Below are 15,942 nucleotides of genomic sequence, written 5' to 3' on the forward strand. Positions count from 1 at the left end.
ATGCTATCCGGCAGGCCGAGGATTTGTTACTTCTTCAGTTTTATCACTTCCGGAGTTCCTTTGGTAATGTAACGGATGATTACTTCGGGAGCGTCTTCACTGGTCTGTTCACAGGAGAAGGCTACGGCTGATAAGCCTGCGGGAAGTACGGCATTTCCCTGGGGCTGCACTTCGCTGATTACATTATAGTTCTTATCGGTTACTACGGCCTTGCCGTCGAATGTGTAAAGCAGATACTGGCGGTCTGAAATCTCGCAGGGGAACTTAATCACCCCCTGAGGCGTGGTGAATGACGGGTCTTTGATGGTTCCGTCTCCATCTACTTTCAGGCGGATGGCATATGTGCTTTCGTAGGGACTGCTCCATGACCAGTCGGCACCGCCCGGTTGTCCCGGTTGCATTTCGGACAGGTTGCAACGGAAATGTTTGGATATATAGAGCGGATACAGGTTGTAGTTCTGTTCGTCTGTTTTTTCCAAGTGCCATTCTGTTTGCGGATCTCTCAGACGGGCTTTCTGCTCGTCCGTGAATGCTTCTGCTTCGCGCAGCTTATCCCAGTTTTTGATCGCTTCCAGTAATTTATCGATCTGTCCGTGACGGCGCAGTGTGTTGCTGTTGATCGTCATCGCATAACCGGCATCGAAACCAGCTGATTCGGATAAAGCCCATTCCAGGTCTTCGAGAGAAGAACATTCGAAATTACGGTCGGCCAAACGGATCAGGAACCAACCCAGCATGCGTGGGAAAAGATTACGTTTGAAGAATGCCTGGTTTTTGATACGATTTTCAACCTGACCGGTGCGCATCGCTTCGCCCCAGGGTTCACCCCAGTTCATACGAGTGTGGATGTGCCATAAGTTATGGCTGAGGCGGCTGGCATCGTTAAGCACATTCTGGTCGAGCTGATTGTAGAAGCGATAGACGAAACGGTTGTTTGCATATTCGTCCTGACCGGTGTAGGAACATCCTTCCAGACCGTCGAAGGATATCTGGCGGATACCTGTTTTATTCATTATCTCAGCCAGGCGGTCAGCGTATTTATCTTGCAGGACCAGATCAGGGAAGAGGGTTTTGTAAGGGTAGTCCCAGAGTTTGTACAGCGGTGTTTTCTGTGAATGGCTGGCGGCTGTTGTTCCCCAGGCACCTCTTTTACAGTTTTTCAGCAGGATGTTTTCTCCCTGCTCTTCTGTTGTGCCGTAAGTAATCAGCTCTTTGTCGATCTGAAGGGTGTTGAGCGTCATCGGCATGGAGAACAGGTCTGACTTTTTGATTGTAATGTCGGTCTGGTCTTTGTTCAGATCGGCTGTCAGGGTGAGTATGCCTTGTTTCAGCAAGTGGTCGGAAGGAACCGGTGTTACATAGGCGTCGTTTGTAGTCGTGAAGTTACTGAGGGTATGGACACCGACAGCGATACCCTGTGCCTTTGCCTTGTCTACCATCTTCTTTACGCCTTCATCCCCGCCTTTGGTGAATTTGGGGTCCCAGTTGAAATGTCCCCAGTCCAGGAACGGGCCACTATGGTAAACGTATTCGAAACCGGCAATCTTAGCCTTGTCCAGGATCATATCAAAATTGTCTTCCGAGAAATCAGAGATCAGATATGATTTCATGGCTGCGCGAGCTGTTTTCCCCCATTCGCCGTCGAACATCGGGTGGGGAAGTCCCTGCTCGATTTCAATCTCGCCGATACGGGCTAAAGCATCTGTATTCTTACAGCCGAAGAGAGCGATTTTTGAACCTTTTATCAGTCCGTCTTCCCCTTCGACCGGAAGGACCAGTGATTTCTGTATTTGCTGTACTTTGCGATATTCCTGTTTGTTTCTTCTGCGGGCGGAGAAATGGAATACCGTCCCGTCAGAAATATCGGCGGCTGCCAGTTTGAAGTCCGGGATGCTGGCAACCGACAGTTCAGCAGATTTTCCTTTATAATCGTATGTGCTGGTAATCAATTGTCCGTATTCCTCAGGGATACCGGCATTCGTTTTAATGTTCAGTGCCTGTATACCGAAGGCAACGCCGTTACCCTGTGCGACACCGACCACGTCTCCAACAACTTCATTGATCGTAACAGCTAACGGGCCGAACAGTAATACGTCGTATTTTTCCGGGATATTTGCTACCTCCAATGTGATGCAGACATCGCTTTCCTTATGTTTCAGTGTGATTGTGCCGCCGTCGGACATCGTTAGTTTAAGTTGGTTTCCGCTGGCGCTCATTTTGGACGGTGTTATGAGTTTGTTGTCCGTGCAGGCCGTTACGAGCGGATATTTACCCGTATGAAGAATGTCCTTGCCTTCTACCAGGATAGAAGAAAAGTAACCTTCATTGTTTATCCCTATTTGGGTGGAACGGGTTTTCAGATTTACATGCTGGGCCCTGGCCTGAAAAACCAGCGCGAAGGCAAAAAGCAGCACTAGTCTGCCAATTACAGAGAGTCGTTTCATGTTTGTTTTAAATTATTTGTATAATGATTTGATTAGTGTCGGATCAAGTGATACAGACGGATTGAAGCGGTCGGATGCCATATATTGCAAGATGCTTTGCCTGAACTGGCGGGCAGCCGGACGTTTATCCAATTCCGTTTGCAGATCGGCACTGCATACCATCAGTTTGCCGTTACCGACTTTACCTTCCAACAGGATTCCCAACTTCCGGTTTGTGAACCAGTCGTCGATCAGATGTACAACCGGGCGGTAATCTGCTGGGAAGTCGTCCAGTACCATCGCATTGCAATGGCTTACCAGGTCCCACCATTGATAATCGCTATATTTCTCTGTGGGGAAAGCTGCCAGTGCCGGGTGTTTGGGATCACAGAGGATACCGAGCGTATGAGGCGGTTGTTTGTTGGTCCAAGCCGTGTTCCAGAAAATAGAGGAGAAGCCGACACTGATATTTCCTCCCTTTTCCGGCAGGATGCTTCCGGGTGACAACAGGAGCAGGACGTTTTCTCCTTTTTCCAGTTGTGCCATGGCTTGGTTATCCAATGCCGAAGTTATATAAGGTTGTTTATCTACCGTTTCTTGTTTTGCCGGATATACCCAGATATTCCATTGGTTTTTACTGCCGGTTTCTTTCACTTCCGCACTGACAACCAATTGTGTCGGTTTTTCTATGCCGGAGAATGGATATTCGATATTTCCGGCAGGAATGCAATTGGTTACGGGCAGGTCTTTCACGAAGTTGCCCTGTGCAATCTTTTCTCCTGCCTGGTTGCTGATCTCCCAGGTGATATTGGCTGCTTGTAACGGTTTTTCTCCGAAATGTGCCACTTCGAGGGGAACGTTCAATGTCTCGTTGTTCAGCCAGACCATTTTCGGGAAACGGACAAGAGGAACTGTTTTGTTACAGAAAGTACTATACTCTTCCGGTGTTACATAACCTTTTTCTTCCCAGAAGGGATCAAGAACGCCGACAAGGGCTGTTCCTTGTCCCGGAAAATCATGCAGGTCGAGTAATTGGAAGCCGGCAAAACCGGGCGTACGGAGAGCCCCTTCAATGTCTGCTTTGTAGCAAAGTGTTTGCAGGCGTCCGGATGCAAACAGGAAATCGTCTGCTAAGTCAGCCATATGATGTTCTTTCAAGGTTTCCTGAAATATCTCGAAGTTTTTAGCTTTCAGTACTCCTGTGTATTTTTCTATTTCTTTGAAATTCGGATAGACACACCACTGTCCGATTTCGTGGCTGACAGTCGGCATATTTTTTCGGATAATGTCGGCAAAGTCAAAGTCAGTACGGGGTTGTTGTGCGTTGATGATACTGTTCATACCTTCTCCCCAACGTTGGATGCGTGGTTCCATAGGATCCCAATAGTCGGCGTTTTCAACATAAGGCCAGCCACCGGCACTTGTATAGACGCGGCGGAGGTCTTTTGATTTCCAATAATCTATCAGGCCTGACAAATATGTAGCCTGATTGGCTCCTCCTGGCTCGTTACCGTAAGCCATCATACAGAAAGAAGGATGATTACCGTACTCTTTCAGGATGCGGTCGCTTTCGTCACGGAACCATTGGTCGGAGTAACCTCCGTCACCAACTGTTGCCCAGCCTGCGCATTCGACTTGTAGGTAAATACCCATGCTGTCTGCTACTGCGAAAGCTGCTTCCGGTGGACACCAGGAATGGAAACGGACATGATTTAGACCGTGTGCTTTGCATTGGTTATATATTTTTGCCCAGTAAGTATTGTCCATTGCCGGATAGCCTGTTAGTGGGAATATACAACATTCCAGAGTCCCGCGAAGGAATACTGGTTGTCCGTTTATTTCGAAACGCGTACCGTTCGCCTTAAACTCCCGGAGACCGAATGTGCGGCATTGTTCTTCTTTATTTTCGCCGTTTTTGATAACTGCACGTAAGGTGTAAAGGTTCGGAGTGTGTTCAGACCAGAGCTGAGCGTCATCACCCATTGCTAGAGTGGCCTCCTGTATTATACCGGAACCAGAAGTGATCTCTATTTTGTAAGGTTTGCCAACGATACTTCCATTTTTCTTCTCTATCTGAAGAAGTAGGGAAGAACCGTTCGTTCCGATTGTTCCGTCCAACGAAACTATAGCTTTGATCGTTTTGTTTGTGATATTCGGGTAAATCTGTATATCGTCTATGTAGAGGGACGGTTTGGCTGTCAGGCTGATTGTCCCGATGACACCATTCCAGTTCGATTGGGTATGGTCGGATACACTGTGTGCGTTTGTGCCCACTTCTATATTTACCCGGTTATCTACGCGGAGAGTTAACGTGTGTTTTCCGGGGGACAATTCATTAAAAGTGTGTCTGTACGGAGTGGACAGTGATTCGTGTTTCCCCATTTCCATGCCATCCAGAAAGAGCGTTGTTTCCCAGTGCGTGCGTTCCAGTTCGAGTTCTATCGGGCGGCCGTTCCATGAAGCGGGTATCTCTACTTCCTTCTGATACCATGCAACTCCTACATAATGCTTGTCCGGGTTCAGCCAGAAAGGAACTTTGATATTTCCCGGCTGACGGAATTTCTCATATTGGGGAGCGTCATACCATGATCTGTCGACGATTTGTCCGGTCCAGGGTGTTTCTATTCCGACATTGTCGCCATATCCTTGTTCCTGTAATGAACCGGGCAGATGAATTGTGTCATTTAAAGATTTATTATACCATTGTTCTGTTAATCCGATGTCATTAGGATCGAGGGCAAATAGCCATTTCCCTTGCAGGGATTGTTTGTCATCAACCTGACGGCAGGCCATTAGGGTTAAAAAGATAAATAGGACTGATAAGTACTTTTTCATGAGTATTTAATAATATGTGAAATTATGATGCAAAGGAATCGTGTTCTCGATAAAAAATCAATAGATAATATACTCTTATAGATGGATTATATTCTGATTTGGTGATTTTATTTCTTTATTTTTCTCTTTTATTGGTTGCTCGGGTAAATGGTTGTTTATACATTAAAAATATAGAGGTTGGTCTAAATAGTAAAGAGGTACATCCAATCTTGATTTACACTTGGTATAAACCGATTAAGAAGTACCTCTTAATTTATAAATTATTTGAATATACGACTGTTTACAGCCATTCCTTCATGAAGTTATCCATTTCTTCCGCATGTTCTTCCAAGCTTTGCAGCAGTTTGAACTGGGCTTTTGTACGGATCAGATTATGTTTCGGGTTGTGGATCTTATAATATGTATCACCGTTGATATAGTCTGTCAGGAAGCGTACGGTCTGCATGTAAGTCAGCAGGCGCCCACCATAAGGAAGTAGGCTGATTTCGAGCGGAGAAAGGAATGCCTTGGCTGTTTCCATGTAACCACGGGTATAAGCCTTAAAGATATCCATGTTTACATTTACATTGTCCAGGTTTTCATCATCTTCGGCACCTGTATTGGCACCTGTACGGATAAAGTCACCGATATCGGACAATACGAATCCCGGCATTACCGTATCCAGGTCGATTACGCAAAGTACCTTGTCGGTATCGGCATCGAACATCATGTTATTAACCTTCGTGTCGCAATGGTTGGTACGTTTCTGCAACTTGCCTTCACGATACAGACGTTCCTGAATGCACATTGCTTCGGCACGTTTTTCAATTTCTTCGATCAGATCTTTCACTTCTTCCAGACGTCCGGCAGTGTTAGCTTTTACTGCATCATGGAATTGTTCCAGACGGAATTCCATATTGTGGAAGTTAGGAATTGTTTCTCCCAGTGAACCTTCGGGCAGGTCTGCCAGCATAGACTGGAAATCACCGAAAGCCTTACCGGCTTCGTATGAGAGTTCCGGAGTTACTTCTTCGTAGCTTTTGCTGTTGGGGATGAACAAGCATACACGCCAATAGCTGTCGCCATCGAAATAATATGGTTTACCATCTTTAGTCGGAAGGAAAGTCAACACTTTGCGGTCGATATCGCTTTCGCCTTTAGCTTCCAGTTTTTTGCGGATATGATTCGTTACAATATTGATATTGTTCTGTAACATATCTACATTAGTAAAAATCAGATGGTTGATACGTTGTAATACGTATTTGATCTCGCCTTTTTCGTTTGTTACTTTCAGCGTGTCGTTAATGTGTCCGTTTCCGAAAGGTTCAGCGGAAACAACTTTTTCTGCCAGTGTGAACTGGTCGAGAATGTTCAGTAATTCTTCTTTTGTTTTTGCCATGGTATTTATTAATTGACAATTGATAATTGCTATTGAAAACAAGTTGTTGTTGTACTCTTTTCAATCATGCTTGCAAATGTAAAAATAATCTTTGACAAAATAAAAAAGGCAACGAGTCTGTTCGCTGCCTTTTTTATAAATTCATTTTGAATTGTTAATTGAACTTTGTCAATCTACAATTATTTTTTGTTGCGGTTACCGTAACGGCTCATGAACTTATCAACACGTCCTGCTGTATCCACCAGTTTAGATTTACCTGTGTAGAACGGGTGAGAAGTGTTAGAAATTTCGACTTTTACCAACGGATAAGTAACACCGTCGATTTCGATAGTTTCTTTTGCATTGATAGTTGAACGAGTGATAAATACATCTTCGTTTGACATGTCCTTGAATACTACAGGACGATAGTTTTCAGGATGAATTCCTTTTTTCATTGCTTCTTTATCTAATTTAATTTATACTCTTATTAGTTTGGTAACCGGTAAATTGGCTTGCAAAGGTATGGATTTGCTTCAAACTAACAAAGAAAATCGAACTATTTTTTCCGAAGGCGTTACTTTTGTATTATTTTATATGCTTAAAAGCATAAAGTTTTCAGAGAGTTCTTATCTTTGTGCAGAATTTTCAATCATTAACGTAATAATATATACTACAATGGTAAATTACAAAGATTTAGGTTTGGTGAACACAAAAGAAATGTTCGCTAAAGCCATCAAAGGCGGATATGCAATTCCGGCTTTCAACTTCAATAACATGGAACAGATGCAGGCTATCATCAAGGCTGCTGTTGAAACAAAATCTCCGGTTATCCTTCAGGTTTCTAAAGGTGCTCGTCAGTATGCTAATGCAACACTGTTGCGTTACATGGCTCAGGGTGCAGTTGAATATGCAAAAGAATTAGGCTGTCCGAATCCTCAGATTGTTCTGCACCTGGATCACGGTGATACATTTGAAACTTGCAAGAGTTGTATCGACTCAGGTTTCTCTTCTGTAATGATTGACGGTTCTCACCTGCCTTATGAAGAAAACGTAGCTTTGACTAAGAAAGTTGTTGACTATGCTCACCAGTTCGATGTAACAGTTGAAGGTGAACTTGGTGTATTGGCTGGTGTTGAAGACGAAGTTTCTTCAGATCATCACACATATACTGACCCTGAAGAAGTAATCGATTTCGCTACTCGCACAGGTTGCGATTCTTTGGCTATCTCAATCGGTACTTCTCACGGTGCTTACAAATTTACTCCGGAACAGTGCCACATCGACCCGAAGACTGGCAAAATGGTTCCTCCTCCATTGGCATTCGAAGTATTGGATGCAGTAATGGAAAAACTTCCGGGATTCCCTATCGTTCTTCACGGTTCTTCTTCTGTTCCTGAAGAAGAAGTTGAAACAATCAACAAATTCGGTGGTGCTTTGAAGGCTGCTATCGGTATTCCTGAAGAAGAATTGCGTAAGGCAGCTAAATCTGCTGTTTGCAAGATCAACATCGACTCAGACTCTCGTCTGGCTATGACTGCTGCAATCCGTAAGACTTTCGCTGAAAAACCGGCTGAATTCGACCCACGTAAATATCTGGGCCCGGCTCGCGATAACATGGAAAAACTGTACAAGCACAAAATTCTTAATGTACTTGGTTCAGACAACAAACTTTAATCAGATAACGGATTAAATATATTAGGAAGCCATCCCGTGTTTGCGGGGTGGCTTTTTGTTTTTTCTCCTTTTTTATTGTATAAATATAAAATTAAATATTTTATTATTTGTAAGTTTGTAATTGAATTTTAAGCTTTCTCATGATAACTGGCAAAGTATAAATGGAGCAGAAAATAAGAGAGTTCGATAAGTGGTATGAACAATATGTTGATGAATTGTTTTCGTATGGAATGGCATTCGGTATGGAGAAAGAATATGTGCTGGATGTCATACATGATGTTTTTTTACATTTATACGAATCGGTAAATAAAATAGAAATGCCTGATAATCCCAAGTTTTATTTACTCCGTTCTCTTAAAAACAGAATTATATCCTCTAAACAAAAGAATTTCAATTTATTAAGTCTTGATGACAATATGGAATATGAGTTCCAGATTAAGGTTGATGCACTTGCATTACTGGAAGATGAGGAGGAACGGTTGGCTTATGAAGAACAACTGGATAATTTATTCCGTTTATTGACCAATAAACAGCGTGAGGTTGTTTACTTGCATTTTATGCAGGAACTGAGTTATCAGGAAGTAGCGGAAATTCTTCATATAACGCCTAAAAGTGTACGTAAAATTATTTATCGTGCGTTGGAACGTATGCAAGGAGGAGTAGCTCCTTTATGGTTAGTCTTTATTTTTCTGGCTGAATCGTAAAAAAGGAAAAGGGTAACCCCATATGGAATTACCCTCCCGAATTAAAAACTCATCTGTAGTATTAATCTATTTATTGGTCTTTATTTGTCCCAGAATGGTGCCTGAACAAGCGTCGGGTCCTTATCTATCTCTTCCTGATAAATTGGATACCAATAGAATTTACGTTCATAAACCCGTTTGATGTATTGTGTACGGACGAAGAAAGCTTTGGGGTTATTCGGGTCATCAGACAATTCTGTTCCGCTGAAATTCATGCCATACATTGGCTGGTCCAAGACTTCTTCCGCTTTTTTCCATCGGCGCAGATCAAAATAGCGGATACCATTTTCACAACACAATTCTACACGGCGTTCATGATAAATAGCCTGTCTGACTTCTTCCTGGCCGTTTAAAGGAATCTTGTTGAAACCATTGCTGTCAATTCCGGTTCCATATTGCGGAACACCTGCACGTTCACGAATCAGGTTCAGGTATTTTAAAATGTCCGCGTTACCCGGATCACATTCATTTAATGCTTCGGCATAATTCAGGTAAGCTTCCCCTAAACGATAAAGTATTCCCGGGCGATATGGATGTATATTATCACGCTGGTTTTGTTCCAAAGAAACTTTTTTACGATTCAGATAACCATTTTGAGGAGCATCGTGTGTGGGGCCACCGTCTTGTTCGTTAGACATCATTTGTACTTCGCGGTTGGCTTGATGGTACCATTGCCGGTTCCACATAACGGTCAGATAGAAACGAGGTTCCCGGTTGATATACATATTATATGTGCCAGTAGCTGCAACCTGATTGTAAGTATTGCCGTCTGTACCGACAGAATCGACTGTTGCTCCCGGGCAATTGCGATACAGGTTGTATTTGGTTTTGCGAATATCTGGCTGGTCGGAGAAACCACGCTCTGTATAACCTGACTTTTCATTGATAACCGGCGAACCATAGTTACTTTTATAACCGGTAATGGGTAATGAACCGTCTTTCATGGAGAAGGCATCGACTAATGTCTGATAAATACCTAATCCTCCGTTACCGGATGCTCCGCGTGGAGTAGCATGTTTTTCAAATTCACTGAAGTTGCTGTCTGAACGAACGAATAATGCTTCCGGATTCACATCTCCACGCAGGAATAGCATGTTATAGCAGGACATGAAAGGATCGATGCTCCCGTCTGCATTATATTCGCGTACCAAGTCGTGACCGGCAGCATGGGCTGCCTCTATCAATTCCTTGCAGGCATCTGCCGCGCGGTTCCATTTGCTGGCGTCATAAGTCTGGCTAAAACGATCTTTACCGTCATAGTTTTTAAATCCATTATACCATTCATTGCCGTTGACCAGCGGGCTGGCTGCAAACAATAACATACGGGCACGGACTGCGAGGCACATAATGGATGTGGCACGTCCATAGAACTGTGTCGATTCGCTTAGCCAGGAAGTCGGCAGTTTTTTTGATAGGCTGACTAATTGTCCGTCAATCCAGTCAACCATTTCGTCGAAAGGTATCTGCCCACGCATTAAATTGGGATCATTGACATCTGCCAATCCGTCGAAGAAAGGAACACTGCCGTATGCTTCAATCATCATCCAGTAATAATAGGCAATCAGAAAGCGGCATTCATCTTTCATTCTTTCTATCTTTTCTTCTGTAACTCCCTGATCCGGAAGTGCATGAGCATTTTCAATAAACTGGTAGGCAGAACGGATACGTACAGGGCATTGACTCCATACCGCTCCGTCCCAGGAGGAACTTGTAAACCATTGTCCAATTACGAAATTCAGTGTATTACCCCACCACTGATACCAACGTTGGGAAGGATCGAGGTCATCTCCCATACTGTCATAACCATAATCTCTCAACAGACTCCAGTAAGGGTCAGGAACCCTGTTATAAACCCCGGAGAGCCAGTCCTCGGTTCTGGTTTTATCGTTAAATACCATTTCCATTGTTAGTGTATCATCCGGTGCATTATCCAGATAATCCGTACAACTATTGAGGGATAAGCCTAAAAATGATAAGCCAATATATTTGAGTAGTTTCATTTTCTATATGTTTTATATTTATTACTCTGTTAGAAATTAATATCCAGTCCGAAAGAGAAGGATTTCATGATCGGGTATTTAGCTCCGTTTGCCGTGTCCAACTCCGGGTCCCAAAGATCGAAGGAGGAGAAAGTGAAGAGGTTGGAACCTTTGGCATAGAGGCGGATATTGGCAAGGCCGACCGAATTAATCCAGTGTTTGGGAAATGTGTAACCGATTTCTATATCTTTCATCCGGAGCATACTCATGTTATGCAACCACCAGGTCGAATTTTGGCTGTTGTTGGCGTTTGTTCCGTAACTTAAACGCGGGTAGAAGGCATCCTGTTTCGGGTTTTCCTGGGTCCAACGATCGTTGTAGTTGGTCAGGATGTTACCCATAGATCCCTGGGAAGCTCCTGGTAAGAAATTGGAAACAACGCCTCCGATAAAACGATAAGTCTGTCCGTTCCCCTGAAAGAAGATATTGAAGTCTATATTTTTATAACGAGCTGTTGCTCCGAAGCCATAGACAATTTCTGGATTGACGGTTCCGCCCATTGCCTTCTCATCCTTATTAGTGATAACGCCATCACCGTCGATGTCCATATATTTAATATCTCCCGGACGGATAGCGCTGAAAGTTTGTGCCGGTATACCTTCTTTTAAAACCAGGTCCCCTTTTTCATTTGTAGTGAAATCATCTTCTGTGAATAATCTTTCGGCAACGAGGCCAAATAATTCATTGACAGCTCTTCCGGTGCGTTGACGATTTGTTCCGATAACTCCCATCGCTTCATCCATTTCAATAATTTCGTTGTGTGCATAAGTGAAAGTTCCGCGAAAACCCACGTGCAGGTCTTTATTGAACTGTTTATTGTAAGTTAATGAAAGATCTATACCTGTGTTGTTCACTTTACCGTAGTTAGCCCATGGTGTTTTACGGAAACCTGCAGATGTCGGGATATTATTACGTTGCATGAAAATATCACGGCGCTGTTCCTTGAACCAGTCTGCCTGTAATTCCAGAGCGTTCCAAAGACCTAATTCTATACCGACATTTAGTTTTTCTACGGTTTCCCATTTCAAATCTGTCACACCAAATTCTCCCTCAAAGCGGGAGGAACGGTTGTAATCGTTGTTTACACCCCATTTATATGATCCATCCGTGTCTATTGTTGGTAGGAAAGCGAAGCGGCGTCCGTCCAATTGGTCGTTACCGGTCAACCCCCATGATGCGCGGAATTTGATTTTAGAGAAAGTCTCTTTGAATTGTTCCATGAATTTTTCTTCCGAAAGCATATAGCCGACGGCGACAGAAGGGAAGAATCCGTAACGATGTCCTTTTGTGAAATTCTCCGAACCATTATAACCGAAATTGAATTCGGCGATGTAACGGTTGTCAAAAGTATAGGAGGCACGTCCTGCTATACCCATGCGGCGGAACGGCACAATGTTGCCATCCTGATAATCCCGTTGATTATAGAGGAACATGGCACTGACTGCGTGTTTCTTATTGAATGTGCGGTCGTAAGCGATATTTCCTTCCAGATAAGTGGCTTTATTTCCCCATGCAGACTCGCTTTTTGTATCCAGAAATTCTTGTCCGTCCGTACTGACTGTCAGGATCAGTTCTCCTGTTTCCGGATCTCTGCCTGTTGCCGGATTATAGTAAGTCGGAGTTTTGGAGCGTTTCACCCATGAACTGGAGTAACGGTCGAAAGAAAAGAGTCCTTTTATTTTCAAACCGGGAGTAATAAATTTCAGGTCCTGTTCGATAGAAAATAAGGATTCGACTTTTGAGTTGGTTGTTGTCTGATAACCATGCTGTGTGGCTTCCGCCCAGGGGTTATGGCGCTCTGTTACACGGACATCGCGTCCACCGGAATACTGGATCGGATGGTAGAAAGGAGGTGTATCAAATGCATAATTCCAAATGTCCTGTCCACTGACTGCCATTCCGTTTTGTTCCTGTAAATATCCCCCTATACTTATGCCGACAACGGTTGTTTTCGTGACGTTAATATCAACATTTGAACGGATATTGTATTTGTTCAGGCGGGTCGACGAATCCCAGTCTTTACTTTTATCGGTGACAAAAATACCACGTTCCCCATAGTAGGACGCAACTAATGCATAGCGAAGAATATCGCTACCACCTGTAATAGTCAGATCACCTCGTGTATTGGACGCCATGTCTTTTGAAACGGCATCCAACCAGTTTACATTAGGATAAAGCTCCGGATCGACATTATTACGGTAGTTGTTGATTTTTTCTTCTCCGTAAAGAGGATTAGGATTCCCTGCGTCCATATATAGTTCATCCATTAATGAAAGATAATCAGCCGATCCGATATATTCTGGGAGCTGGGTAGGTTGTGTGAAACCCTGTTCGAAGTGAAAATTTACTTTGGGTTTGCCCAGTTGCCCTCTTTTGGTCTTTACGATAATAACTCCATTTGCTCCTCGTACACCATAGACAGCACTGGCAGCAGCATCTTTCAATACAGAGAATGATTCGATTTCTGCAGCGGAAAGATCATCGAGCGTACGTTCTATTCCATCTACCAAAACCAATGGTTTGATACCTGTCCCTTTGAATGAAGATATACCACGAATCCAGAAGTCGGAACCGTCAGAACCAGGTTCGCCACTACGTTGAACGGCGATCACTCCGGCCAGTTGTCCTGCCAGATTATTGGAAACGGCACGGGTTGTTCCTTGTTGCAATTGAGCAGGTTCGATGGTCGTGATAGAGCCTACTACGGATACTTTTTTCTGGGAACCGTAACCAACTACTACAACTTCATCCAGATTGTTCGATTCTTCAGACATATTTACGTTTATATTGATCTGGTCTCCGACTTTAATTTCTTGTGATTCGAAACCGATATAGCTGAAAACAAGTACCGTGTTTTTATGAGGAACTTCAATGAAGTAATTTCCGTTAATATCGGTAGTTGTACCCTTTGTTGTACCTTTAATAATAACATTGACACCTGGTAATGGAACTTGCTGTGCATCTCTGATTGTTCCGTTGATAGAGATACTTTTTTGCTGTTGTTCTGTTTCTCCTTTTCGCATAATCATTACCTGTCTGTCATTGAGAACGTAGGTAAGACCGGTGTTTTTCAGAATTTCAGATAAAATTTGATCTATCGTTTGAGATTGGATGTTAATACTTACATTTTTACGTAGTTCTAGACGAACTAATTCAATATATATATTGGTATTAAATGAATTTAACATATGAAATGGGGCCAAATTTGGGAAATTAATGTCTTGTTTAAAATGAATAAAAAACAGCATATAAAAACTGTTGACCAGTTAATACATGACGATTTCTTTATTCTCTGGTGTCTGTTTCCTACGGAAGAGTCGGAACAGGTGTGGATTGATGATTATCTGACACTGTATCCGGAAGAGAAAGAAAATATAGAGAAGGCCAGGCAAATGGTTCGTTCGTTGAAATTGAATAATAGGAAACTGTCGCCAATTGAAAAAGAATCTCTTAAAGAAAATATTATAAATGATTTAAGAAAATTCAGAAAGCCAAAGCGAATGCGTCTGACATGGCAATATGCAGCAGCTTGTATTCTTATTATATGTACATTGGGTTCATTATTTTTGATTACTAAAGAAAATTTATTTCAGGAAAGAGATATTCTGTCTTTGGTGGATGATGTCCAGTTAGATGTTAATCAGACAGAAGTAGAACTTTATTTGGCACAGGAAAAAATGAAGGTTTCTGATAATGCGACAATTTTAGTCGATCAACAAGGGAAAATCAAGGTGACGGATAAAGACTTTAATAATCTAGAGGCTACAGAGAGGAAGTGTATTGGTGAAGCAAAGGAAAAAGGTAATCATATGAATGTGTTAAGCGTACCGAAAGGACGTCATTCTTCATTGATTTTGCCTGATGGTACGAAAGTATGGGTAAATTCAGGCACGGTGCTTCAATTCCCTGAAATATTTGAAAAAGAAAAAAGAATGATTTATGTGGAAGGGGAAGTTTATCTTGAAGTGACCAAAGATGCATCGTGTCCATTTTATGTAAAAACGAACCAGATGGAAATCAGAGTTTTAGGAACATCTTTTGGCATAGTTGCATATAAGGATGAAAATTTCCAATCTGTTGTATTGAAAGAAGGAAGTGTTGCGGTTGAAGGATATAAAAGCGGAAAACAAATTATCAAACCTAATGATCTCTTAGTCTTGGAAAATGGGCAGATGTCTGTTAGCCAGGTGAATGTATATGATTATATCTCATGGATAGATGGTATTCTCCAGTTCCGGGAGAAAAATTTAGGTGAGGTACTACGCAGTATCTCACGTTATTACCGTGTTCAATTTAGCTATCCACCGGATATAGAACAAGTGAAATGCTCTGGTAAGCTGGTGTTGTTTGATAATATGGACCAAGTTCTTCAAACACTCCAGAAAACGTTATCAGTTTCATTTCATCGTAAGGGGAATTTGATTGAAGTAAATAGTATCAATAATAAAAAATGAATGCCTATGAATAGATAAAACATGCCGTAACCTAGTATTGTATAAAACAATAGACCATTGTGTTGTTAACAAGTAAAATATTAATATCAAGGAAAACTTATTATATTATTATGGAATATCTAAAAATTAAAAGAAAAATACACGCGGTTTGTGTAGTGTTGTGTTTGCTTTTTACAGTAAATTCATCTCTTTTGGCTGAATTGTCCTATGCACAATCTACACGTTTGTCACTCGATTTATCAAATGTGGCTATCAGTGATGTTTTTGCGTCTGTAGAAAAAAATAGTGAGTATGTATTTTTTTATTCTGACTTAGTTCGTCTAGAACTAAGTTAATTTTTCAAATTGATAATAAAGAACCTTATGTCTTGAAAAATAAAGTTCCTGTTTGGGGGACCGTTTTTCCCTATTTTATTGT

At 42.3% G+C, this 15,942-nt stretch carries 9 protein-coding genes; 3 read left to right on the plus strand and 6 right to left on the minus strand.

Translation table 11 applies throughout. The features are described 5' to 3' along the window. Positions 1-26: 26 nt before the first annotated feature. The 4 genes from C825_RS10010 to C825_RS10025 all read right to left on the minus strand — a co-directional run bounded on the left by C825_RS10010 (position 27) and on the right by C825_RS10025 (position 7,070). On the minus strand, positions 27-2,444 hold the full coding sequence (locus tag C825_RS10010; protein WP_010802377.1) for a hypothetical protein: 2,418 nt from the start codon (positions 2,442-2,444) through the stop codon (positions 27-29). A gap of 12 nt (positions 2,445-2,456) precedes the next feature. Beyond that, positions 2,457-5,258, minus strand: a complete 2,802-nt coding sequence (locus C825_RS10015; RefSeq protein ID WP_010802378.1) for a glycoside hydrolase family 2 — start codon at positions 5,256-5,258, stop codon at positions 2,457-2,459. A 280-nt stretch (positions 5,259-5,538) separates the two neighbouring features. After that, positions 5,539-6,636 carry a phosphotransferase enzyme family protein gene (locus C825_RS10020; RefSeq protein ID WP_010802379.1) on the minus strand — a complete coding sequence of 366 codons (1,098 nt, stop codon included), beginning with the start codon at positions 6,634-6,636 and terminating at the stop codon, positions 5,539-5,541. A 179-nt stretch (positions 6,637-6,815) separates the two neighbouring features. Further along, complete coding sequence (locus C825_RS10025; RefSeq protein ID WP_007659112.1) at positions 6,816-7,070, minus strand: type B 50S ribosomal protein L31; 255 nt, start codon at positions 7,068-7,070, stop codon at positions 6,816-6,818. A gap of 220 nt (positions 7,071-7,290) precedes the next feature. Between C825_RS10025 and C825_RS10030 the strand changes: the two genes are divergently transcribed. Next, entirely contained in the window at positions 7,291-8,289 is a 999-nt protein-coding gene (locus tag C825_RS10030; RefSeq protein WP_044214855.1) for a class II fructose-bisphosphate aldolase, read from the plus strand. A gap of 161 nt (positions 8,290-8,450) precedes the next feature. After that, positions 8,451-8,993 (plus strand): RNA polymerase sigma factor, encoded by a 543-nt coding sequence (locus C825_RS10035; protein WP_010802380.1) that lies wholly within the window; start codon positions 8,451-8,453, stop codon positions 8,991-8,993. An 80-nt stretch (positions 8,994-9,073) separates the two neighbouring features. Here the strand turns inward: C825_RS10035 and C825_RS10040 are convergent, their stop codons facing one another. After that, on the minus strand, positions 9,074-11,032 hold the full coding sequence (locus tag C825_RS10040; RefSeq protein WP_010802381.1) for a RagB/SusD family nutrient uptake outer membrane protein: 1,959 nt from the start codon (positions 11,030-11,032) through the stop codon (positions 9,074-9,076). Between the two features lie 29 nt (positions 11,033-11,061). Then, a complete protein-coding gene (locus C825_RS10045; protein WP_154292099.1) occupies positions 11,062-14,259 on the minus strand; it encodes a TonB-dependent receptor in 3,198 nt (1,065 codons plus the stop codon). Here C825_RS10045 and C825_RS10050 point away from each other — a divergent pair, their 5' ends adjacent. Continuing rightward, positions 14,260-15,525, plus strand: coding sequence for a FecR family protein (locus C825_RS10050; RefSeq protein WP_010803767.1), 1,266 nt, complete (start codon positions 14,260-14,262; stop codon positions 15,523-15,525). Positions 15,526-15,942 lie beyond the last annotated feature (417 nt).

The sequence above is a fragment of the Parabacteroides sp. ASF519 genome (assembly GCF_000364265.2).
Lineage (GTDB): Bacteria > Bacteroidota > Bacteroidia > Bacteroidales > Tannerellaceae > Parabacteroides > Parabacteroides goldsteinii.

Excerpts from the sequence above, each read along its gene's own strand:
- C825_RS10030 (WP_044214855.1), top strand. The coding sequence starts at position 7,291 with ATGGTAAATTACAAAGATTTAGGTTTGGTGAACACAAAAGAAATGTTC.
- C825_RS10010 (WP_010802377.1), bottom strand. The coding sequence starts at position 2,444 with ATGAAACGACTCTCTGTAATTGGCAGACTAGTGCTGCTTTTTGCCTTC.
- C825_RS10040 (WP_010802381.1), bottom strand. The coding sequence starts at position 11,032 with ATGAAACTACTCAAATATATTGGCTTATCATTTTTAGGCTTATCCCTC.
- C825_RS10025 (WP_007659112.1), bottom strand. The coding sequence starts at position 7,070 with ATGAAAAAAGGAATTCATCCTGAAAACTATCGTCCTGTAGTATTCAAG.
- C825_RS10045 (WP_154292099.1), bottom strand. The coding sequence starts at position 14,259 with ATGTTAAATTCATTTAATACCAATATATATATTGAATTAGTTCGTCTA.
- C825_RS10050 (WP_010803767.1), top strand. The coding sequence starts at position 14,260 with ATGAAATGGGGCCAAATTTGGGAAATTAATGTCTTGTTTAAAATGAAT.
- C825_RS10020 (WP_010802379.1), bottom strand. The coding sequence starts at position 6,636 with ATGGCAAAAACAAAAGAAGAATTACTGAACATTCTCGACCAGTTCACA.
- C825_RS10015 (WP_010802378.1), bottom strand. The coding sequence starts at position 5,258 with ATGAAAAAGTACTTATCAGTCCTATTTATCTTTTTAACCCTAATGGCC.
- C825_RS10035 (WP_010802380.1), top strand. The coding sequence starts at position 8,451 with ATGGAGCAGAAAATAAGAGAGTTCGATAAGTGGTATGAACAATATGTT.